This is a genomic window from Streptomyces sp. NPDC101237, from assembly GCF_044767465.1.
GTDB lineage: Bacteria > Actinomycetota > Actinomycetes > Streptomycetales > Streptomycetaceae > Streptomyces > Streptomyces gramineus.
On the sequence record NZ_JBIWNY010000005.1, the window covers coordinates 175,653 to 195,409 of the forward strand.

The 19,757-nt window shown below is 69.1% G+C and carries 16 protein-coding genes; 5 read left to right on the forward strand and 11 right to left on the reverse strand.

Translation table 11 applies throughout. The features are described 5' to 3' along the window. Positions 1–8: 8 nt before the first annotated feature. From ACIRQ9_RS10225 to ACIRQ9_RS10235, 3 genes are all read right to left on the reverse strand, one after another. A complete protein-coding gene (locus ACIRQ9_RS10225; protein ID WP_404169431.1) occupies positions 9–4,535 on the reverse strand; it encodes a DUF6531 domain-containing protein in 4,527 nt (1,508 codons plus the stop codon). A gap of 7 nt (positions 4,536–4,542) precedes the next feature. Next, complete coding sequence (locus tag ACIRQ9_RS10230; protein WP_404169434.1) at positions 4,543–4,854, reverse strand: hypothetical protein; 312 nt, start codon at positions 4,852–4,854, stop codon at positions 4,543–4,545. A 110-nt stretch (positions 4,855–4,964) separates the two neighbouring features. After that, positions 4,965–5,738 (reverse strand): class E sortase, encoded by a 774-nt coding sequence (locus ACIRQ9_RS10235; protein ID WP_404169437.1) that lies wholly within the window; start codon positions 5,736–5,738, stop codon positions 4,965–4,967. Positions 5,739–6,011: 273 nt separating this feature from the next. On the opposite strand from ACIRQ9_RS10235, the gene ACIRQ9_RS10240 reads away from it, so the two are divergent. Further along, positions 6,012–7,484 carry a beta-1,6-galactanase gene (locus tag ACIRQ9_RS10240; protein ID WP_404169440.1) on the forward strand — a complete coding sequence of 491 codons (1,473 nt, stop codon included), beginning with the start codon at positions 6,012–6,014 and terminating at the stop codon, positions 7,482–7,484. Between the two features lie 56 nt (positions 7,485–7,540). Here ACIRQ9_RS10240 and ACIRQ9_RS10245 read toward each other — a convergent pair whose 3' ends face one another. After that, entirely contained in the window at positions 7,541–7,831 is a 291-nt protein-coding gene (locus ACIRQ9_RS10245) for a DUF1905 domain-containing protein (RefSeq protein WP_404169443.1), read from the reverse strand. 77 nt (positions 7,832–7,908) lie between these two features. Here ACIRQ9_RS10245 and ACIRQ9_RS10250 point away from each other — a divergent pair, with 77 nt between their 5' ends. Next, positions 7,909–8,928 carry a hypothetical protein gene (locus tag ACIRQ9_RS10250; protein ID WP_404169446.1) on the forward strand — a complete coding sequence of 340 codons (1,020 nt, stop codon included), beginning with the start codon at positions 7,909–7,911 and terminating at the stop codon, positions 8,926–8,928. A gap of 23 nt (positions 8,929–8,951) precedes the next feature. Here the strand turns inward: ACIRQ9_RS10250 and ACIRQ9_RS10255 are convergent, their stop codons facing one another. From ACIRQ9_RS10255 to ACIRQ9_RS10270, 4 genes are all read right to left on the reverse strand, one after another. Continuing rightward, positions 8,952–9,545 carry a hypothetical protein gene (locus ACIRQ9_RS10255; RefSeq protein WP_404169448.1) on the reverse strand — a complete coding sequence of 198 codons (594 nt, stop codon included), beginning with the start codon at positions 9,543–9,545 and terminating at the stop codon, positions 8,952–8,954. A gap of 4 nt (positions 9,546–9,549) precedes the next feature. Further along, on the reverse strand, positions 9,550–10,176 hold the full coding sequence (locus ACIRQ9_RS10260; protein ID WP_404169451.1) for a hypothetical protein: 627 nt from the start codon (positions 10,174–10,176) through the stop codon (positions 9,550–9,552). Next, complete coding sequence (locus ACIRQ9_RS10265) at positions 10,173–11,339, reverse strand: hypothetical protein (RefSeq protein ID WP_404169454.1); 1,167 nt, start codon at positions 11,337–11,339, stop codon at positions 10,173–10,175. Before ACIRQ9_RS10265 ends, ACIRQ9_RS10260 begins: the two co-directional genes overlap by 4 nt. A gap of 119 nt (positions 11,340–11,458) precedes the next feature. Next, on the reverse strand, positions 11,459–11,773 hold the full coding sequence (locus tag ACIRQ9_RS10270; RefSeq protein ID WP_404169457.1) for a hypothetical protein: 315 nt from the start codon (positions 11,771–11,773) through the stop codon (positions 11,459–11,461). 541 nt (positions 11,774–12,314) lie between these two features. Between ACIRQ9_RS10270 and ACIRQ9_RS10275 the strand changes: the two genes are divergently transcribed. The 3 genes from ACIRQ9_RS10275 to ACIRQ9_RS10285 are packed head-to-tail and all read left to right on the forward strand — an operon-like array spanning position 12,315 to position 15,288. Continuing rightward, on the forward strand, positions 12,315–12,725 hold the full coding sequence (locus tag ACIRQ9_RS10275; protein WP_404169461.1) for a very short patch repair endonuclease: 411 nt from the start codon (positions 12,315–12,317) through the stop codon (positions 12,723–12,725). Beyond that, a complete protein-coding gene (locus ACIRQ9_RS10280; protein WP_404169464.1) occupies positions 12,722–13,729 on the forward strand; it encodes a DNA cytosine methyltransferase in 1,008 nt (335 codons plus the stop codon). The genes ACIRQ9_RS10275 and ACIRQ9_RS10280 overlap by 4 nt, the downstream gene beginning before the upstream one ends. Further along, entirely contained in the window at positions 13,726–15,288 is a 1,563-nt protein-coding gene (locus tag ACIRQ9_RS10285) for a DNA cytosine methyltransferase (RefSeq protein ID WP_404169467.1), read from the forward strand. Before ACIRQ9_RS10280 ends, ACIRQ9_RS10285 begins: the two co-directional genes overlap by 4 nt. Before the next feature lie 10 nt (positions 15,289–15,298). Here the strand turns inward: ACIRQ9_RS10285 and ACIRQ9_RS10290 are convergent, their stop codons facing one another. From ACIRQ9_RS10290 to ACIRQ9_RS10300, 3 genes are read right to left on the reverse strand one after another with little or no spacing between them, the layout of a single operon-like run. Continuing rightward, positions 15,299–16,177 (reverse strand): DUF6339 family protein, encoded by an 879-nt coding sequence (locus ACIRQ9_RS10290; RefSeq protein ID WP_404169470.1) that lies wholly within the window; start codon positions 16,175–16,177, stop codon positions 15,299–15,301. After that, the gene (locus ACIRQ9_RS10295) at positions 16,174–17,169 is read right to left on the reverse strand and encodes a hypothetical protein (RefSeq protein ID WP_404169472.1); all 996 of its coding nucleotides are present in this window, start codon (positions 17,167–17,169) and stop codon (positions 16,174–16,176) included. The genes ACIRQ9_RS10290 and ACIRQ9_RS10295 overlap by 4 nt, the downstream gene beginning before the upstream one ends. 3 nt (positions 17,170–17,172) lie before the next feature. Next, positions 17,173–19,314, reverse strand: coding sequence for a helix-turn-helix transcriptional regulator (locus ACIRQ9_RS10300; protein ID WP_404169890.1), 2,142 nt, complete (start codon positions 19,312–19,314; stop codon positions 17,173–17,175). Between the last annotated feature and the right edge of the window lie 443 nt (positions 19,315–19,757).

The following is a 19,757-nucleotide window of genomic DNA, read 5'->3' on the forward strand; positions in this document are numbered from 1 at the left end:
CCGCACGGCTAGGGCACGGCGGTCCGGACACCGGCAGCCGGGTTCTCCAGCGGCTCGTGGAGGGAGAATCCTCGGTTTCCGTGGGCAGAGATCTCGAGCCGGATCGGGACGGGATTCGTTCCCTCATAGATGGGCTTCACCGAGTACTGCACGATCTCTCCCTTGTCCACCGCCTTGTAGACCTTTGCCTCGATCGCCTTCATCACCGGTGTGTTCACCGGGTTCTGCGTCAGGGTGACCAGGTTCTGCCGAGCGTAGGGACCCTTGCCGGGGCCACCCAGGATATTGGCCAGCAGATGGCCGCGGGCTTCGTTGAAGGCGGTGCCGTCTCCGCGCCAGCCGGGCGTCCGTGTCGTGCCCGCCTCGCTTCCGGTGTTCAGCATCTCCTTGCGCAGCGCCGCGAAGATCCCGGTCGGACGGTCCAGGTCGTCGAGCTTGCCGAAGCGGACACTCCCGTCCCACTTGTAGCGATCCTGCTTGCAGGCCTTCGGCACGAGCCCCAGCGGGTCGCTCCACGTCTCGGGATTGTCGACGTAGGCCACCGGATTGGGAGCCGGCGCCAGGCCGAGTGGGTCAGGAGTCGCGTAGCGGGCCGTGTCAGGGTCGTAGTGGCGGAAGAAGTTGTAGTGCAGGCCTGTCTCGTGGTCCGCGTACTGGCCGGGCAGACGCAGCGGCGTGTACGCGGTGGAGCGGCGGCTCCAGGCCGTGGTGCCCCAGATGGTGGCTCGGCTGTGCCAGGCGATCCGGCCGTCCTCGGAGACCAGCTCGGTCGGGGTGCCGACCAGGTCGGTGACGATCGCGAAGAAACGCGAATCGACGCTGTCCGGGCCGCCGGAGGACTCCGGGGAACCGGGCGGCGACGGGACCGGATGGATGCCGCCGCGCCGTTCGAGCTGCGCGAGCGGCCGGTCGTCCTCGTACTCCCACGTGGTGACGGCCCCGGTGGCACTGTCGGTCTGCTCGGCCAGCCGGGTCGCGTCCCAGGTGAAGCGGACGCTCTCCACGCGCGTGAGCCGGTCCGGACCCATGCGGTGCTTGGACGTACGCCGGCCCAGCGGATCGTAGTCGTACGTCCACAGGGTCCCGTCCGGCGTGGTGCAGGAGACCAGACGGTCCTCGGGGTCCCACTCGTAGTGCCAGGTGTCCGGCTTACGGGACAGCCGTCTGCGCTGTCTCAGGATCATCCGGCCCCCGGCGTCGTGCTCGTGGCGCACGGCGCCCGCCTCACGGATACGCGTGCCGTCGTAGGTACGCGCGCCACGCGCCTCCGGATGCGGCGCCTGGTCCGGCCACCGGGCGAACGTCTGATTGCCCGCCGCGTCGTACGCGTACGACTCGCTCCAGTCGTCCGCCGTGACGGTGAGCGGCCGCCCCACCGGATCCAGGGTCACGCGACGGCTCTCTCCGCCGGCCAGGTCGGTGACCGAGACGAGACCGCCGTCGGGACGGTAGCCGTAGGCACGGGAGCGGAGGGTCCGGTGGCCGGTCGCCAGCCGCTGGCCGGTGCGGCGCCCGAGCGCGTCCCAAGACTGTGTCAATGCCACCGGTGCGTCGGCGGGGCCGAAGGTCCGGGCGGTCTCACGGCCCGCCTCGTCACGGGTGACGTGGACGGTGTGACCGGCCAGCCGCACGGCCGTCGGCAGGGCGCCCGCGTCGTGCGACAGCACGGTGACGGCACCGCTGGGCGTGGTGCGGCCGGTGCGGCGGCCGATTCCGTCGTAGGTGTAGCGGGTGGTGCGGCCGTCGACCGTCTCCGCCAGGATCCGGCCGACGGGGTCGAGTTCCAGGGCCAAGGAGGACGACGCGGTGGCCGCGGCCAGGAGGTTGCCTGCCTCGTCGTAGGTGTACGTGGTGCGGTCGCCGTCCGCGTCCTTGGCGACGGGCCGGCCCGCGGCGTCCAGTTCGTAGGAGATGGTGCTGCCGAACGGGGTGGTGCAGGAGCGGAAGCGTCCGGCCGCGTCGTAGGCGTAGCCGAGCGTGCGGCCGTCGAAGTCGGTCTCGGCGGTCAGGCGGCCGGCCGGGTCGTAGGTGTACTGCCAGGTCGCACCCTGCGGGTTGGTCACCTCGGTCAGGCGCAGGGCGGTGTCGTGGGCGAAGGTGTAGTGGGCGCCGTCGGGGTCCGTACGGGACGCGAGGACGTCGAACGCACCGTAGGTGAAACGGGTGACCCCGCCCAGTGCGTCGGTGTGGGAGGTGCGGTTCCCCTCGGCGTCGTAGGACCAGGATTCGCTGCTGCCGTCCGGGCCCGTCACCCGGATCGGCAGGCCTTCGAGGTTCCACTCCAGTCGGGTGGTGTTGCCCGCCGGGTCGGTGACGGCGGTCTGGCGTCCCAGCCGGTCGTAGGCATAGCGCGTCACCCCTCCGAGCGGATCGGTGACCGTGAGCGGCAGGCCGGCCCGGTTGTAGCGGAAATCCGTCGTGCGCCCGAGGCCGTCGGTGACGGTAGCTGTCAGGCCGAGCGGGGTGTAGGAGAAGCGGGTGGTCACGCCCATGGGGTCGCTGACGGCCGTACGGTTGCCGTGCTCGTCGTACTCCTGACGCCAGATGCCGCCGCCGGGTCCGGTGATCGAAGCGGGAAGGCCTCGCTCGTCGTAGGTGGCGCGCGTCTCCGCGCCGTCCGGCCGGCGTACGGACACGAGAAGTCCCCGCGCGTCGTAGCCCTGCCGGGTGGTGTTGCCCAGCGGATCGGTGAACGCGGTCAACCGGCCTTCGGTGTCCAACGTCCAGCGGGTGACATGGCCGAGCGCGTCGGTCTGCCGGACCAGCCGCAGTCTCTCGTCGTGCTCGTACCGGGTGCTGTGTCCGAGGGCATCGGTGACGACGGTGGTGCGGGACTCGTCGTCGTAGTCCAGCGTCCCCGTCAGGTATCCGCCGGTGCCCGTGGTCCGCACCACGCGGCCCCGCCCGTCGTACGTGTACTGGTAGCTGTTGTCGTTCCGGTCGGTCCAGGAGGTGATCCGGCCCGCGTCGTCGTAGGTGAACCGGAGTGGAAGGCCCGCGCTGTCACCGACCTCGACGAGCCGGCCGTTGTCGTCGTAGCCGAAGGTTTCGAGGAGCGTCCCCTGGGATCGGTCGTCCTCGGCGTCCAGCAGGCGCAGCCCCGCTATCCGCGGAAGGCGGGGGTGCCGGTCGAGGCCGAGGCGGTAGCCGCCCGAGTGGGCGACGCCGACGGGCATCCCGTCGTCGGCGTATTCGACCGTGATCCGCTGTCCGTGACGGTTCTCGATGACCTGGATCGGCAGGTCGAGAGCGTCGCGGTCGTCGACGGGACGCGGGGTGTGGAACACGTAGGACAGGCCGGTGTCCGGATGAGTGATGCGCAGCGCACCGTCGATCTCGCGGTCCCAGGACAGCGGCAGGCGGCGGCCGTTGGAGGGCAGGACCGGTTCGGCCGAGTCCGGCGGGAGGGGCGGGTACACGAGCCGTGTGCCGTCGGGTGCGGCGAAGACAAAGCCGTCGTCGTCCGCCTGGAGCCGCTGGTCGAGGGTGGAGGCCCAGGACGGACCGAACCATCCCCCGAAGCGGTACGACGACAGATGGGTGCGTTCCAGTATCAACGGAAGCGACGCGGGCAGTTCCACATCGGTCTGCGGCAGGATCACCGTCCCGGTGGCCACGTCGATCGGATCGAGTTTGCACTCCTTCTCCGCGGCGGCCACGCCCGCTTCCAGTTCCTCCAGCTCTCCGGGCCGCAGGCGCAGCCGTGACAGACCTCCACCCGACTCGAACAGTCGCGTGAGCTTCGCCAGTTCACTGGGCTTGAGCGCCTTCAGCCCCTTGCCGAGCGCCTTCCCCAGCACCCCGAACCCGACCCCCATCGCCGCCCCCTCGGCGAGGATCCCGGCCAGCTTCTCCGGGTCCTTGAACGCCCCCGGGTCCTCCAGCAGCGTGGTGAACGCGGTGAACGTCGCGCCCTCCTTGGCCATTTTGGCCACCGCCGCGACCCCGCGGATCTCCTTGAGCGCCTTCAGCGCCCGCTCCACCCCGCGGATGACCTCCATGACCCCGCGCACGGCGCTGCCGAGGGCGGTGCCTTCCTCCTCGATCCGCCCGACCAGCGCCACGACCTTCAGCGCCCGCTCACCGGCCATCAGGGTGGCGGCCACGTCCGAGGCGCCCGCGGTCAGCACCGACAGCGCCAGACCCGCGATCTCGAACTCGGCGATCTCCGCGAGCATCACGCCGATCTCGGACAGCAACTCGTGCGCCTTGTCCGCGAAGTCGTCCAGCGCCTTGGCACCCTCGCGCAGCGCGTGCGCCATCTCGGTCGCCTGCTTGCGGGCCGCCTTGTTGCGCTTGCCGAACTCCCTGGCGGCCTTGCCCTCCCACTCCACACCCCGCAGCGACCGCTCCGCCGCGGTCGCCGCGTCGTCCAGCCCCGTGGCCAGGCTCCGCCACTTCTTCGCGATCTCCCGCACCCCGTCCGGGTCCACCGCGGGATCCGAGATGCCCAGGAACTCAAGACCACTGGCGACCGAGTCGCCGAACATGTGGTTGAACTTGCTGACGTAGTGCAGGGGGTTGAGGTCGACCACGTCCGGATCAGCCCTTCTCGCCCTGCGCCGCGGTCGCGATCAGCACGTCCAGCAGATCGAACGCGTCGGACACCCCGCCGATCAGCTTCGCCTCCACGTCCCACTCCTCGGCCAGCTGCCTGGTGAGCCCGGCCAGGGTGGTCATGCCCTTCTCTATCTCGCCCTTCGCCCCGAGCATCGACCCCAACGCCCCGAGTGCGCCCAGGTCATGACTCTGCGCCTCGAACTGCTGCAACGGCTTCGCCGTGTGCTGCCCCACGCTCCGCAGCCCCGACGCCGCCTTGTGCATGGACGCGGCTTCCTTCTTCAGGTCCGACATGCAGCCCACCCCCGTACTTCACTCTGTGCACATGTCAACCCAAGAGACTAGGCAGGGCGGTTATGCGGCAGGTATGGCCGGACCCAAGGGACGGCAAAACCACGCACGGGTTACCCGCGCGGCCGCACCGACGCCAATTTCCCCCACACCGCCATCCGGTACCGGGAGGTGAACTCGGGCGTGCAGGTGGTGAGGGTGATGTAGCGGCCGGGCTCCGTGTACCCGTACGACGGCTTCACGACCGACCGCGGTACGGCCCTGATGACCCCCGAGTCGCGCGCCGAGGTCTGCGGCAGGATCTGGTCCACGACGTAGGTGTAGGTCGCGCTCCTGGTCTCCACCTCGACGGTGTCGTCGCGCCGGAGCCGAGGCAGGTACCGGAACGGCTCGCCGTGCGTGTTCCGGTGCCCGGCCAGCGCGAAGTTCCCCTCCTGGCCCGGCTGTTGGGTGCCGGGATAGTGGCCGACGTACCCGTGGTTGAGCACGTCCGGCTTGCTGACGCCCTCGGCGACCGGGACGCGGAGGCCGAGCCGCGGGACGACGAGGACCGCGTACGCCTGGGAGGCACGGACCGGGGTGTACGACGTCTGCCGCCGGCCGGACCCAGAGGCCCCGCCGGACGACGAGGACCCGGCCGCACCCGCCGCCCGTTTCCCTTCGGCGCCCGAACTCCCCGAGCCCCCGGAGCGGCCCCACTCCTGCTCCAGTGCCTCCACCTTCCGCTCGGCCCCCTGCTTCGCCTCCCGGTTGGTCCACCACAGCTGGTGCACGACGAGCAGCATCAGCACCACGCCCACGGTGACGAGGAGTTCGCCCCCGCTCCACAGCACCCGCCGTCGCCGAGCCCGCCACCGCCGGTCACCGTGCCCCACGACCCGCCGCACCGCACACCTCCCGCCGCACCGGTTGGCCCCGCACGATAAGGCGGCGGCGCTCAAGTCACCAGAGCCGTACGGCCGTCGGCCACGAGCCCTCCCCGCCACCCCTTTCTCCACCGGTTTTAGCAAGCACTGTCGCAACCCTCGACAACCTCACGCGCCACACCCGATGCTTCCTGTGGGCACGCACGGGGACCGACTCGACGCCCTTACGGGGACCGACTCAACGCCCGTACGGAGTACGGCTTTTGCACCACACGGAGAGGTGGAGGGACAGCCATGATCCGACGCAGGACACTCCTGGCCGCCGCGGGAGGCGGCCTCCTGGGCAGCACCCTGGCCACCGGCATCGCCCGCGCCGACGCGACCATCGCCGTCAGCCCCTCGACGTCGTACGGCACCTGGGAGGGCTGGGGCACCTCGCTGGCCTGGTGGGCGAACGTCTTCGGCGCCCGCGACGACTTCGCCGACATCTTCTTCACCACCAGGTCGACGACGTACGGCACCACCTCGCTCCCCGGCCTCGGCCTGAACATCGCCCGCTACAACCTGGGCGCGTGCAGCTGGAACAGCGTGAACGGCGAGTCGATGGTCGCCTCCCCGAACATCCCCGCGTTCAAGCAGATCGAGGGCTACTGGCAGGACTGGACCAACGAGGACCCCACCTCCTCCGCCTGGGACTGGACCGCGGACGCGACGCAGCGCGCGATGCTCGTGAAGGCGGTGAACCGCGGCGCGAAGGCCGAACTCTTCGCCAACTCCCCCATGTGGTGGATGTGTGACAACCACAACCCGTCCGGAGCGGCCGGCGGCGGCAACAACCTCCAATCCTGGAACTACCGCCAGCACGCCCTGCACCTCGCCGCCGTCGCGCTGTACGCCAAGAACAACTGGGGCGTGAACTTCGCGACGGTCGAGGCCTTCAACGAGCCCTCGTCTTCCTGGTGGACCGCGACCGGCACCCAGGAGGGCTGCCACATCGACGCCACGGTCCAGGCGGCCGTACTCCCCTACCTCCGCAGCGAGTTGAACAACCGGGGCCTGACGGCCACGAAGATCTCGGCCTCGGACGAGACCAGCTACGACCTGGCCCGCACCACCTGGAACTCCTTCTCGTCCACCACCAAGGGCTACGTGGACCGCGTCAACGTCCACGGCTACCAGGGCTCCGGCGGCCGCCGCGACCTGCTCTACACGGACGTCGTCAGCACGGCGGGCAAGGCCCTGTGGAACTCCGAGACCGGCGACGACGACGGCACCGGCTACACCCTCGCCTTCAACCTCCTCTACGACTTCCGCTGGCTGCACCCCACCGCCTGGGTCCACTGGCAGGTCATGGACCCCTCCACGAACTGGGCGATGATCGCGTACGACGCGAACACGCTGGCGCCCGGTGCCGTCACCACCAAGTACTACGTGATGGCCCAGTTCAGCCGGCACATCCGCCCGGGGATGACCATCCTGGACACCGGCGCGAGCAACGCGGTGGCGGCCTACGACCCCTCGGCGAAACGCCTGGTGATCGTGGCGCTGAACACCGCCGCCTCCGCCCAGACCCTCACCTTCGACCTCTCCGGCTTCACCACGGTGACCGGCGGAACGGGCGGCCTGGTCCCCCGCTGGACCACGGTGACGACGGGCGGGGACGCGTACAAGGCGTACGCGGACACGTACGTCTCGGGAAAGAAGGTGGCGGTGCCGGTCCCGGCGAAGGCGGTGCAGACGCTCCAGATCGACGGAGTGACGCGCTAGCCGTACCGGCGGCGCCGGGGCCCACCACGCCCAGGGTCCGCCCCACCCCGGCGCCCCTACCGCAACAGAACCCGCATCTCCACCCGCACCTCGTCCCCCGCCCCCAGCCCCTGCGGCCCGCGCACGGCGTTCTTCAGCGGCAGCAGATACCCGCCGTCGCGCGGGAACAGGGAGGTCTCGAAGGTCACCCCGCCGACCGTCGCCGCGACGGGAACGACACCCCACCCGTACGAGGCCATGGCGGCGACGCCCCGGATCTCCTCCGACTCCTCCTCGGGCACGGGAACGAAGTAGTACGGCGCGGGCCCCCGCCACTCGACGACCCGCCCACCGAACACGAACTCCACGGAACGACTCCCCTCGCAGGCGACTGCTCCCCATCTCTGTCTCTTCTTTGTCACCGGCGGGCAGTACGGTGTCGTTCATGCGCCCCGACACGCCTGCCGAGAACGTCGACCACTCCGCCGAAGCGGCACGCCTGGAGCGGACCGCCGGCCTCTACCCCGAGGACGCCGAGGCCCTGCTCCTCCAGGCCGCGGCCCACTTGGAGCTGTCCGACGCCCGCCCCGCCGCGACCGCGCTCTACGACCGCCTGCTGTCCGCCCCGGACAGCCTGGAGAACGCGCCGCTGGTCCGAGCCCTCAAGGCCTCGAACCTGTGGGAGTACGACCACGAGGCCGAGGCGCGCGCGATCATCGACGGCATCCGCACCACCGCGCCCCGCGACCCGGCCCCCTGGGTGATCGTCGCCGAGGCCCTGGAGTCGCACGACGAGCTGGAGGCGGCGCACGACACGTTCACGGAGGCGGCGACCCTCCTCCTGACGGACGTACCGGAACCCCCGCGCGCCACGCACCCGGTGCTCTTCGGCCGCCACCGGGTGCGCCGCATGCTGGGCCTCCCCCACGACGAGTGGGACGCCCGCGCCGACACCCTCCACTCGTCCTCGGTCTCCCTGGACGAACTCCACGACCCGAAGCGCGTGTGGTCGCTGGGCTCCGACAACCCCGCGGAACTGGAAGCGGAGATCTCCCGCCTCCGCGCGGAACTCGGCACCTACCGCGAGGCCCTCTCCCGCCCCTTCCCGGTCGCGGTCCTGCACTGGCCGGCGGAGGAGCTCACCGAACTCCTCTCGGCCTACCCCGACCTGGCCACGGAGTACCCGTCCCACCCCGAACACCTCTCCACCATAGAATCCTCCCTGCGCGAACTCTCCGCCTCCGGCACGGCCAACCTCGGCATCGTCACCGCCACGGTCCCCTCCTACGAGGCCTTCGCCGCCTCCGAGGGCTCCTCCCCGTCGGACACGACCCTCCTCCCCCAGTACGCGACGACACTGGCGGCGCGGGGGCGGGCGGTGGCGTGGCCGCCGCAACGGGCTTCGGAGTGCTGGTGCGGCGAGACGCAGTCCTACGACGCTTGTCACGGGGCGTCGGCCTCCTGAGTCGGCCGTCCCCGCCGACGGCGTCAGGGACGGCCGTCACCGGAGAAGCGCAGGCTTCGCAGCACGCCCGCGACGACGGGTGCGTAGCACTTCTCCCAATGCGCGGGCTGGGGCGTGGAGAAGACCAGCAGGCACATGTGCTGTCCTTCTCCGTCCGCGGCTGCCGGTGGAATCGGGATCATGGCGTGGAACTGCGCGGTGGACACCTCGATGGGCCCGGTACCTGCGTGCGGCGCGAGCGGAGTGGGCAGGGTCTGCGTCCGGCCACCGGTGAACACGGCGGCCGGCCCGCACGGCGCGTGCACCACCCGTCCGCTCCAGCTTCCTCCCCTGGATCCGAGGACGGCGTGCACGGCTCCGCGTGCCGCCGTGACGGCGCTGCGACCGTACGGCTGGTCGACGACGGCGACAGCGAGCGACCCGAGCGAGGGGCGGCCCTCGAAGGTGTGCAGACAGTCGGCCGCGTACAGCACACCGACATCGGTCAGGAAGCGCGAGACGCGACGCATGACCTGACTCGCGTCGCCCGCCGGCTCCGCTTCCTCACCGGCCTTGGCGGCCGTCTCCAGGGAGATCTCCTGGAACTCCACAGGCAGCGAGAAGTCGACCCGTATCACCGGCCTACCCTCTCTGCCCGAAGCGGTCGGGCGGAGGTGGCGGAGGCCCCACGGCGCCGGCCCGCTGCCGGTCGTGGAGGTCTACCAGTCGTCGGTTCTTCTCGTACCAGCGTCTAGTCAGCGAGGGGACGAGTACCGCCGTCACGGCCAGCGCCACGGCGAACAGGACCGCCAGCACGACGGCCCCGACAGGTCCGTTGCGCAGTGTCCAGGCGAGGACGAGACAGCCCGCGCTGAGCACGGCGGCGAGAACCACCAGCCCGCGGACGCCATTGCTCTCGTAGGCGGCGAGACCTCGACGTTTCGACGCCAGCTCGACGGCGGTGAGAGTGGGCTGCGACGCCCTTTGTCCCGTGCCGGGCACCGGAACCGCCCACGTCATGAGCAACGGGCCTCCGGCGCGCAGCCGGTCCTGGGTCTGCCCGGCCCGCTGACGGGCAGTCGGGGAGTCGTCCCTCACGAAGACCAGGCGCATCGTGCTCCTGCTCCGCACTTCGGTCGCCGCGAGGTCATAGCCGAACTCGAACGCGATCGCGCTGATCGTGTCGGACTGTCCGGCCTCAAGGCCGCTCAGGCTGAACTCGACGCGCCCCCGCCCGTCGAAGTGGCCAGGAATCTCGGCTTCTTTCATCGCGACGCCTGCTCCTTCTCCCGAGCCGCCCTGTCCTTCTCGCTTCCGGCGTGCCAGGCGTTCTCGAAGGCCACCAGAAGCGCCCCACCGGGAACGACCACGTCCTCCGCGACCTGCCGCTCGTTCTCCGGAGCCCAGTATCCGAGTGCCGTCGGATCCCCCATGAACGCCGCTACGGTGTCCACGAGGCCGAAGTTGGCGGCGCCGACGGCGAGACGGCTTTCGGCGGCCACGCGGGACACCCCCTTGAGAGCGCCTCCGAAGGGAAGCACACCCAGAGCGTCCTCGGCCAGGGTCCGATCGGAGACCACGCCATCTCCCCCCACGGCACGTGCCGTGCCGTGCACCGCCAGCGCGCCGAGCGAGAGGCCTCCCGAGGCGAGCCCGATCACCTCGGCCCCGCCCAGGAGCAGAGGCGCCAGCGGGCCTGTCTCGGGCGCGGCGAGGGCGAGGCCGAGTGAGATCGCTCCGAGACCCGCGCTGACGGTCCCGAGTACGTCTCCGAGTGCCGCAATGGAGTTCGCATGCTCGGTGAGCCACTCGACGGCATCGCCCACCGCCGCGCTCGCGGCATCGTCGGCGGCTCGGTTCATCGCGTCCAGGGCTTTCCCGATCCCGGCGACCGCGTCGCCCAGCCGGTCGAACACGCCGGGCTCGTCCGGAGCGATGTTCATCGCCTTGTCGAGGCGTCTTGCGACGGCTCGGCCTTCGAGGTCGAAGTCGATCGCGAGATTGCGCGCCTCGGCGAGCGCTCTGTCGAGGTCAGCCCAGGCGGTGGAGATCGCCAGCTCCGCGGCGGCCCTGTCCTTCTCGTTCTTCTGCCGTTTGGCGAACCCGGCGTCGTCCTCCGCGTCCGGGGCGGTCGGAAAGGCCGGCGGCAGACCGGCCAGCCGCCGTTCGGCCGCCTGCCGGGCGGCGAGAGCGTCCCGCGCCCGCTGTTCCAGGACAGCCGCCTCGCGCTGCCAGTCGGGCATGGCATCGGCCCAGCCGCGCAACGCCGTCGCCGCCTTGCCGAACGACCGCCTCGCCTGATCCACCCGGGGCTGGAAGTCGTCCTCGAACCGCTCCCGGAAGGCCTCGGCGTGGTGCCCCTTCCAGTCGCCCTGCCCGGTGCCGTGCAGCACGTCGGATATCTCGTGCAGCGCGTCGGCCGTACGCCGCACGATGTCAGCCACCTGCCTCGCGGCGTGCGGGTCACCGGGGCAGGGGACGAACCCGAGGGCCGTGAACTCCCCCCGCAGAGGCGAGCACTGTGTGGGAGAAGGCCACGAGAAGAGATCGCTCATACCGAGCCGACCTCCGGTGACCTTCGCAGCTCCTCGGCCAGCCGGTCGTCGAGGCCCTCGAAGGCCCTCTGTATCCCGTCAAGGGCTTTGACGGCCGCATCGGAGAACTTCTCGATCTGCTTGATGCCGTACGACCACTCGTCGCCGAAGTCGTTCATCCGCACGGCCAGCGCGAGCACCCCCATGGCCGCGCCGTCGACCTCGTCCATCTCCCGGCCGGGGTGCCGCATGATCTCGCCCACGTGCCGGATGTCGTCCCGAACGCGCCGCAGCACGTCGAAGTCGACGAATATGTCACCGCCGCCGCTCATCCCCCTCCTCCACCCCTGCCGCGCCCCCGGTTACCGATGACACGGAGGACGACACGAGTGACTCGACGCTAGCGGGGGGCAAGGTCCTACTCCAGCCGGATTTCCGTCAAGATCCACTCAACGTTTCGCATTCGCGGGAGTGTGCGCCTGCGTCACCGGGGGACTCCGTCTGCGGCATGCGCGGGGGGTAGACACGGAGCGTCCTCGCCTCGTAGCACCCAACCGCTCACGCCCAGCACCCATCTCAGGGCAGACGGCCGGCACGTCCACCGGTCCGTGGCCGGCCGCCCCAGGGCTACAGCTTCGATGCGGCGATCGCCGACCTGATCGACAACTCGATCGACGCTCTAGCCCGAACGTCGTCGTGAGCTTCGTCGCCCCCCACAGCGCAGGGGCCAGGGGTGGCCGTCCCTTGGTACGGTTCCGTGCGATCGACTCGACCTGGGCGGAGTCGACGACCATAGATCGTGACGACGTGCGTTCGTGAGGATCGACGACTGTGAACATCGTGACGCCTTCCTCTCCTGGTGTCTCGGCCCGCATGAGCAGGCAGGCGAGCAAGGACACGGGGGCCGAGCTGGCCGTACGGCGCCTGCTGCACGCGGCCGGGCTGCGCTACCGCGTGGAGTACCCGGTGCCGGGTATGGCACGACGCCGGATCGATGTGGCCTTCACATCGGTCAAGGTCGCCGTCCTGATCGACGGGTGCTTCTGGCACGGGTGCCCGGAACACGCAACGCAGCCGAAGTCGAACGCACAGTGGTGGCGACAGAAGCTGGACCGCAATATGGCTCGCGACGCGGAGACGACCGAGCACCTCGTGATCGCCGGGTGGGAAGTCCTGCGGTTCTGGGAGCACGAGGCGCCCGACGCGGTGGCTTCCCGTATCGCGGAGACGGTCCGACGACGCCGTGCAGTCGAGCGAGTACGCCCCCACCGGAGGGTCATGTGACCGGGCCGACGTTCGTCGACGTGTGTGCGGGAGGCGGCGGCCTTGCCCTGGGCCTGGAGCGAGCCGGGTTCGCCCCGCGCCTCCTGCTGGACGTCGAGCCGTACGCCTGCGACACGCTCAAGACCAATCGGCCGCGCTGGAACGTGTTGCGTGCGGATCTCGTCGACTTCGATCCGGTGGACCACCCTGAGGTGTACGACGTCGATCTGCTCTCGGCCGGTCTCCCCAGGGTGAAGTCGAGCGCGGCGGCGATGCGCCGGTCGTCGGACACCGAACTCCGACTCATCGAGGCGACCGCCTACCTGGTGCACGCCGTCCAGCCACGTGCGCTGATCATCGAGAACGTGCCCACCTTGGTCGATGAGGACTCCTTCGCACCGATACGAGACTTCCTCCGCAAGGAGTTGGAGCACCTCGGCTACGAGCTGATCTGGTTCGTCCTGAACGCCGCCGATTTCGGAGTCCCCCAGGACCGCAGGCAGGGCATTCTGGTGGCCGTCAAGCAGCGGTGGGCACGGTCTTTCCGGCCACCTCGCCGCACTGTCCAGGAGCATGTATCGGTCGGCGAGGTGCTGGCGCCTTCGATGCGTTCCAATGGTTGGCCGGATGCCGACCACTGGGCGGCCCAGGCAACGAGTGTGGCTCCGACCCTGGTGGGTGGATCCAAGACGCACGGAGGGCCGGACTTCGGCCCGAGTGGCACCAAGGCGAAGTGGCAACGGATGGGGGTCTACACGAAATCGTTCGGGAACGAGCCGCCCGGTCCCGACTTCAAGTGGGATCCGTCCCTGGGCGACGACGGGCTGGTACGGATCACGGTGGACCAGACGGCTCTCCTCCAGGGTTTCCCCGAGGGCTGGCGCTTCGCCGGTGGTAAGACCGCCCGCTATCGCCAGGTGGGCAACGCCGTGCCGCCGGCTGTGGGTGAGGCACTCGGCCGGGCGGTGGCCGAGGCGTTGTGGGGGCCGACACACTCGATCGCCGGCTACACTTCAAGCCCATGAGCCACATCGACGACCTATACTCCCCACCTGCGAATTTTCGCATTTTGGACCTTTTCGCGGGCCCTGGTGGACTGGATGTGGCAGCGCATGTTCTGGGGTACGAGGTCACCGGCATCGAATGGGACTCGGGAGCCTGCGCCACCCGTGAAGAAGCGGGGATGGACACTTTCCAGGGAGATGTCCGGCAGTATCGCGCATCCTTCTTCCCACGTGCTCAGGTGCTGACCGGGGGGCCACCCTGCCAGACTTTCACCGTTGCAGGCCACGGAGCGGGACGGCGGGCCTTGGACCAGGTGGTCGAGTACATCGAGCGCCTGCACACCGCCGTGCGTACCGAGAACCCGGACTGGATCAAGATCTTCCGAACCTGGAGAGAGATCTCGGAGGAGCTTCGGCGGAAAGAGATCGAAGCGAAGAAGGTCAGGGCCGAGAAGCGCAAGATCGAAGAATTCCGGGCCACGAAACGCAGGGCCATGCGGCACAGGCTGATGGAGCTTGGATGTCCCCCGGACCAGATCAAGATCTTCTTGAAGGGGCTCAGGACGCCGAACGGTCTCGAGGTCCCGGACGGCGACGACGAACTCAATGCACTGCTCGAGGAGTTCATCGTTCTGGACGACGGGCTCAACGTACTGAGGGCGAAGCTCGACGAGCTGGGTGACGAGCGGACAGGATTGGTCCTGCAGCCCCTCTGGTGGGTGATCGAACGGAGCAGACGCCCCGGTTCGACGCCTTACGCGGCTGTGATTCTCGAGCAGGTGCCCGCAGTGATGCCGGTGTGGAAGGAGTACGCCGAAGTCCTCGCCTCTCTCGGGTACCGGACCAAGCGGCAGTACATGCACACCGAGGAATTCGGTGTGCCCCAGACTCGGCGGCGTGCGGTACTGATGGCCCGACTCGATCCCACGACCTCCCCGGACGAACCCCTTCCCGACGTGGCCGAGACGCACGAGCGCTATCAGCCGGGGGTCCGCGCCTCCCTGCCGCCGAAGGCAGGCCTCGCGGATACCCTTCCCTGGGATGCATCGGACGACAATGCCGAAGACGTTCCGAAAGAGCCCTGGGTGTCGATGGAGACGGCCCTCCAGAAGGCACGGAAGATCTCACCCGAGAAGGTGAACAACCGTCCACCTTTCACCGTCGTCTCGAACTACGGGACCGGCGGGGACCCCGAGGCACGTGGTCGACGCGACCACGATGCTCCTTCTGCGACGATCACCGGGAAGGTGTCCCGGAACCGCTTGGTGCACAAGGACACCGACGCCGATCTCGCACAGTTCGACCGCTTCGCCAACGCCGAGGCAGGAGTGCTCCAGACGTTCCCCGTCGAATATCCCTGGAGCGGCAACGACGTGTCCCAGCAGATCGGTAACGCTGTGCCCCCCAGGCTCGCCCTGCACGTGCTGCAGCATGTGCTCGAACCCGAGCTGAAAGGCAAGAGGGCCAGAGCCCGGCTACAGAGAGCCGCCGAGAAGCTGGAGTCCTGGGAGAAGCCTGAGCGGCCGACGAAGAGGCGAGGCCACCGCGATCTGAAGGGCCACCCGCTGGCAGGCAGATGACGCCTCCCCTTCACCCCTGAGGCGCCCGACCCCTGACCGGGGCGGTCTCGAAAAGCTCGGCGAAGTAGTCGGTGAGTGCGACCACCGACTCCTCCGGAACGGGGCCGTCGTCGGGGCCGTCCGGCAGAAAGTGCCGCGGCACCGGAGGAGCGGACTCGGCCGCCGCGACCCACTGGCGGAGCGCTTCCGGATCGCGCGGCTCGTCCGGGGCCAGCGCGTCGTAGACCAAAGTCGCTCCGGCGGCGTTGATCGCCGTCATGAGTCCCTCGATCTCACGGCCGGTGCCGGCGACCCCACGTCCCAGGACGCGTATCAGAGCCTGGGCCGTGGGGCGGTGGTCGATCAGATCACGCCGTAGTGCGGAGTGGATCAGATCCTGGTTGCCGCAGGCCGCGACGACCGGGGAGTAGTCCTTGCCGTCCCGGAACATCTCCGCCGCCCACCACAGACGCGAGAAACACTGCCGGTCGAGCGCGCCCTTGAAACGGGCACGGTTGATGCGCGGCTCGCCACCGCCCGACGCGGGCACCGAGAGATGTCGCCAGGCCACGTAGTCCGGGGCGACGGCAAGCGCGAGATGGGTCCAGAGCCTTCGGTCGGCGGCCTCCCGCCGAGTGACGCGGAGGGTCGCGTGGAGTCGGGGCGCCAACCAGGCATCGGCCTCGGTCCGCCTGTCCCGGAACGCGTGCATCGCGTCCTCCACGAGTTCCCTGAGCGGTTCGGCCTCCCAACGGGCATCGTCCTCCGGCAACCGTTCGACGACCTTGGCGAGATCGACGCCTCCGTGCCCCTGGGTCCCCCTGAGCAGGTCCTCACCAAGGAACGGATCGGCCGCCGTCGCGGACAGCAGGCCCAGCCGCCGGGGAAGGTGGTGCGGCTTCTCGATCATGCTCTGTCACCTCGGTTCATCTGCTGGAGTGCGCGCAGAGCATTGGCGAGTGCCTTGCTCGCCCCGGCACGTCGCACGGCGGCGTAATGGATACGGGTCTGGAGCTCCACCCACCCGGCGTCCCCGGTACGGCGGCGGTGGACCTGGTGCAGCGCTTCTTCGACATGGACGCCGGGCACCACGTCAGGGAGCATCTCCCTCAGAACTTCGCCTTGCCAGTCAGTGGGAAAGACCGGCGTGCCATCGGGTTCGATCTCCAGGTCGCCCACCGAGCTGTGGAACACCGCGGTCCACACGTCGGTCGACATCTGGGAGACCAGCATCTCGTGGACCTTGCTCTCGATGCCCCCACTGTCACCGCCGAGGAGATCGGAGAAACCTTCGATGTCGGTGTTGACGAACACTGTCGGAACACGCCCCGAGGCATCCACGATCCACGGCGCATCGGAGTAGGCGTGCAGCCATTCGCGCGCGGTCTTCGAGAAACTCATCTGCTTCGCTTCGAGTCGAAGCCCACCGAGCGGCTCCTCGGCAAGCACATCGACGGTCCAGTCCTCGTCGGTCTCGGCGATTGCTCTGCCGGGCACGGCGTCGACCGTGGCAACAGCCTGAGCAGCAAGGGCGGCACGGCCCAGGTGATCGTCACGGAACACCTCGATGTCCCCCGACCACTCCTTGCTATCCGGGGCGTCCTGTCGAAGGTCGACTGCGGTACGCACATTGGTCTCACCGTCCGTGAGGACCGCCAGGACCCGCAGACCGCTCCATGGAGCATCTGCCGCGGTGGCGCCGGGTGGCAGGGTGGCGGACAGGCCTATCCTGGCCGACACCCAGTCCTCGTGCTGCGCCACGCCAAGAGCCACGCTCCGGTGTGGTGTGGAGTACGCCGAAGTGTCCAGGTGGTCCCTGGAGCCGTCGGGCAACTTGAGGGAAGCCGAGGTCACCCGGAGAGTGATCGGACGGTTGAGTCGCTTGTAGGGGTAGAACTTCACGCCTCACTCCCCCTTGCCGGCACGGAGTTCGAGAACGAGCCGAGTGAGTGCCGTACGGACCGGATGACCGGCGATGTCGGTGCAACCCCTGAAAACGGCTCTCCGGGCACGAGGCATGAAACGGAGCGCACCGTCCTCGACCTCGCAGCCTTCAACGGCGACGAGTTCGGCCCAGGTGAGCTTGGGACGACTGCCCGACCGTACGTCCAGCAGAACCACCGGTGTCATGGCAGGCAGTTCGTCGTCGCCACGAGGCAGCTTCACCTCGGCGGTGATCTGCCACTCTCCGCTCGCGCCGATCGAGGCGTCGAGCGCATCCAACTCCGGCAGGACAGACCCGGAACTACGCCTGTGCACTGCCTTGCGCGGGACGGTCAGCGCCTTCCGCAGCTTCGCGCTCTCCTGGCCACCGGCACGCTTCGGCCGGGCAACCACTTCTTTCACGGCGGCGTTGACCTCGGTGGTCAACCGCGCGATGCGATGGTGTGCCGTGTGCGACCAGCGGAGTGTCAACTCCTCGGTCTGCCCCCAACGATCGTGCTCCGGAGGCTCGGCCGCACGTAGGAATTCCTCGGCCTCCTCAGCGAAGGGGATCGACTCGCCCGCCGCCTGCCCCATCAGGAGAACGGCCTGAAAGGCGTTGACACCCAGCGGAAGCCCCGAGACTCCGGACCTCTTGATGGTCATCCGATTGCCTCGCAGCGAGTGGACCTGGTTCGAGACGCCGTCCGCGTCCTCGGCGTCCGTGACCAGGAGCACCGCGGGATGGCTGCCGAGCGTGCCCCGACGACCTCCGGAGAGCGGCAGCCGGAAAGGGACCGTGCGGAGAGCGACCTGGCCGGCCTCGGTGAGCCGGTCCACAGTCGTCCCGTCGTAGAAGGCACGCAGCGCCCGGGTTCGAGAGGGTTGGTGGACAGCGGGGTCGACCTTCTCCTCCTCGATGACGACCTCACCGTTGCGCAAGGTGCGGACCGAGGTCTCCAGCAGGGGCAGCCGGCTTCCGCCGCTGGTCATCGCGGCCCAGAAGTCTCGCCCGAGCGCTTCGACCAACCGACGGTGCATGGCTCGGATGTCGCGGGTTCCGTCGTCGCCTTCGGCCTCGTCCTCGACATCGAGGTCGAGAGTGCTCTGGTCGAGGCTCGCCACGTCATGCGCTCCGACGATGAGGAAGGAGGTCCCCGGCTCCTCGCTGTCGCGGTCGAGATAGAGGCTCGCGACCGCCTCCTCGTCGGCCCACCAGGAGCGAGCCACTTCCGCGCCGAGGCTGTCAGGATCCGGGCGTCCCAGCCAGGCGGGGCCCGCGTACGGGCGCCCGTCGACGAAGCGCCACGGCAGCTCGAGTCGTCCGATGACACGGCGCTCGGTTCGGCCCTCGTGGGGCACGGAGAGTGTGGAATTGATCAGGACCAGGCCGAGCGCACTGGTCGCCCACAGCGTCGCCTTGCCGAGACCGTACGAACCACCAGCGCTGTTTCCCGACTTGAGGCTCTCCAACTGGCGACGGACGACTGCGGAGAACTTGCCGTCGTCGTAGTCGTCGCCGGTGAGACCCGAGGCGTTGTAGTCGTCGACCCGGAGAAGAACCAATCGGCTCTTCTCGAACATGTCGCGAACCCCGGCGTCCACGACGCGTCCGACCTTCTGCTGGGAAGCGGCCTCCGAGACGGCCGTGTAGTGCGGGTGGAGATCGTCCCAGAGGATGGCCCTCCGGAAGGCGTCCAGTGCCTCACCTGTGAGCTCATGGATGGTGTAGCGCACTCGGACCGGACGGTCGTTGTCGGTCAGCCGCTCGTCGAGGCTGTTCTGGCAGGTCTCACGTGCCAACACTCCCACATCGGCGTCGAAGGCGAATGCCGCGGCGTTGCCCAGCTCCCGCCCACCGTCGGCGTGTCCCGGGCGGTGGTACCAACCGATGGGCAGGCCGGCCAAGGTGTCGGTGGTGCGCGTGTGCACGGTGGCCAGGTCGGTGTCCAGAGCCCGGGCTATCCGTTCGATCGTCTCCGGCCTCGGCGTGGCCCGTCCGGTGATCCAAGCGGAAACGGCCGCGCGCGTCACGTCCACCGTCTCGGCCAGCTGGGTCTGGGTCATACGGGCCAGCTTCAACTGCCGCGCCAACCACGGACCGAAGTCCTCGCCTGCTTCCACGGTCACCTGTGCTCCGGTCTCGGCTCACTACCTATGTCGATCTCAACCCTACCCTCAGCGTTGACACAAGGGACGACTGTCAAAGGAACTTTGACTCCCGCAGGGGCCATCCGCCCCAATCAACGGATCCCAATCATCCAGATTCGCGACCCACGTCTCTTATATCCACCGCAGGCTGCTCCACAATGCGGACCGGAAGCTTCCGCTTCAACGTCCAACAGATCTCGCCAGCACGGCACTTGCGCACGCCAATTCGAATCCGCTAGCGTCCCTGAGCAGCAGCCCCACCTGCTTCGGGAGAAACATTCCTTCCGGCCTGCCACAGGTGTGCCTTGCTCCGGACAGATCGCCTTCGCTCCTTTCGCGATGCACACTTCACTGCTTCTCGATTTGCCCCGAGTTCAAATCCGCTCTGCCCGAAAGAGCAAGCACCCTTTTGACGC

What these genes read in the sequence shown, in the direction of transcription:
- ACIRQ9_RS10230 (WP_404169434.1), bottom strand. Translation starts at nt 4,854, where the DNA reads ATGTCGGACCTGAAGAAGGAAGCCGCGTCCATGCACAAGGCGGCGTCG.
- ACIRQ9_RS10240 (WP_404169440.1), top strand. Translation starts at nt 6,012, where the DNA reads ATGATCCGACGCAGGACACTCCTGGCCGCCGCGGGAGGCGGCCTCCTG.
- ACIRQ9_RS10250 (WP_404169446.1), top strand. Translation starts at nt 7,909, where the DNA reads ATGCGCCCCGACACGCCTGCCGAGAACGTCGACCACTCCGCCGAAGCG.
- ACIRQ9_RS10260 (WP_404169451.1), bottom strand. Translation starts at nt 10,176, where the DNA reads ATGAAAGAAGCCGAGATTCCTGGCCACTTCGACGGGCGGGGGCGCGTC.
- ACIRQ9_RS10270 (WP_404169457.1), bottom strand. Translation starts at nt 11,773, where the DNA reads ATGAGCGGCGGCGGTGACATATTCGTCGACTTCGACGTGCTGCGGCGC.
- ACIRQ9_RS10275 (WP_404169461.1), top strand. Translation starts at nt 12,315, where the DNA reads ATGAGCAGGCAGGCGAGCAAGGACACGGGGGCCGAGCTGGCCGTACGG.
- ACIRQ9_RS10285 (WP_404169467.1), top strand. Translation starts at nt 13,726, where the DNA reads ATGAGCCACATCGACGACCTATACTCCCCACCTGCGAATTTTCGCATT.
- ACIRQ9_RS10290 (WP_404169470.1), bottom strand. Translation starts at nt 16,177, where the DNA reads ATGATCGAGAAGCCGCACCACCTTCCCCGGCGGCTGGGCCTGCTGTCC.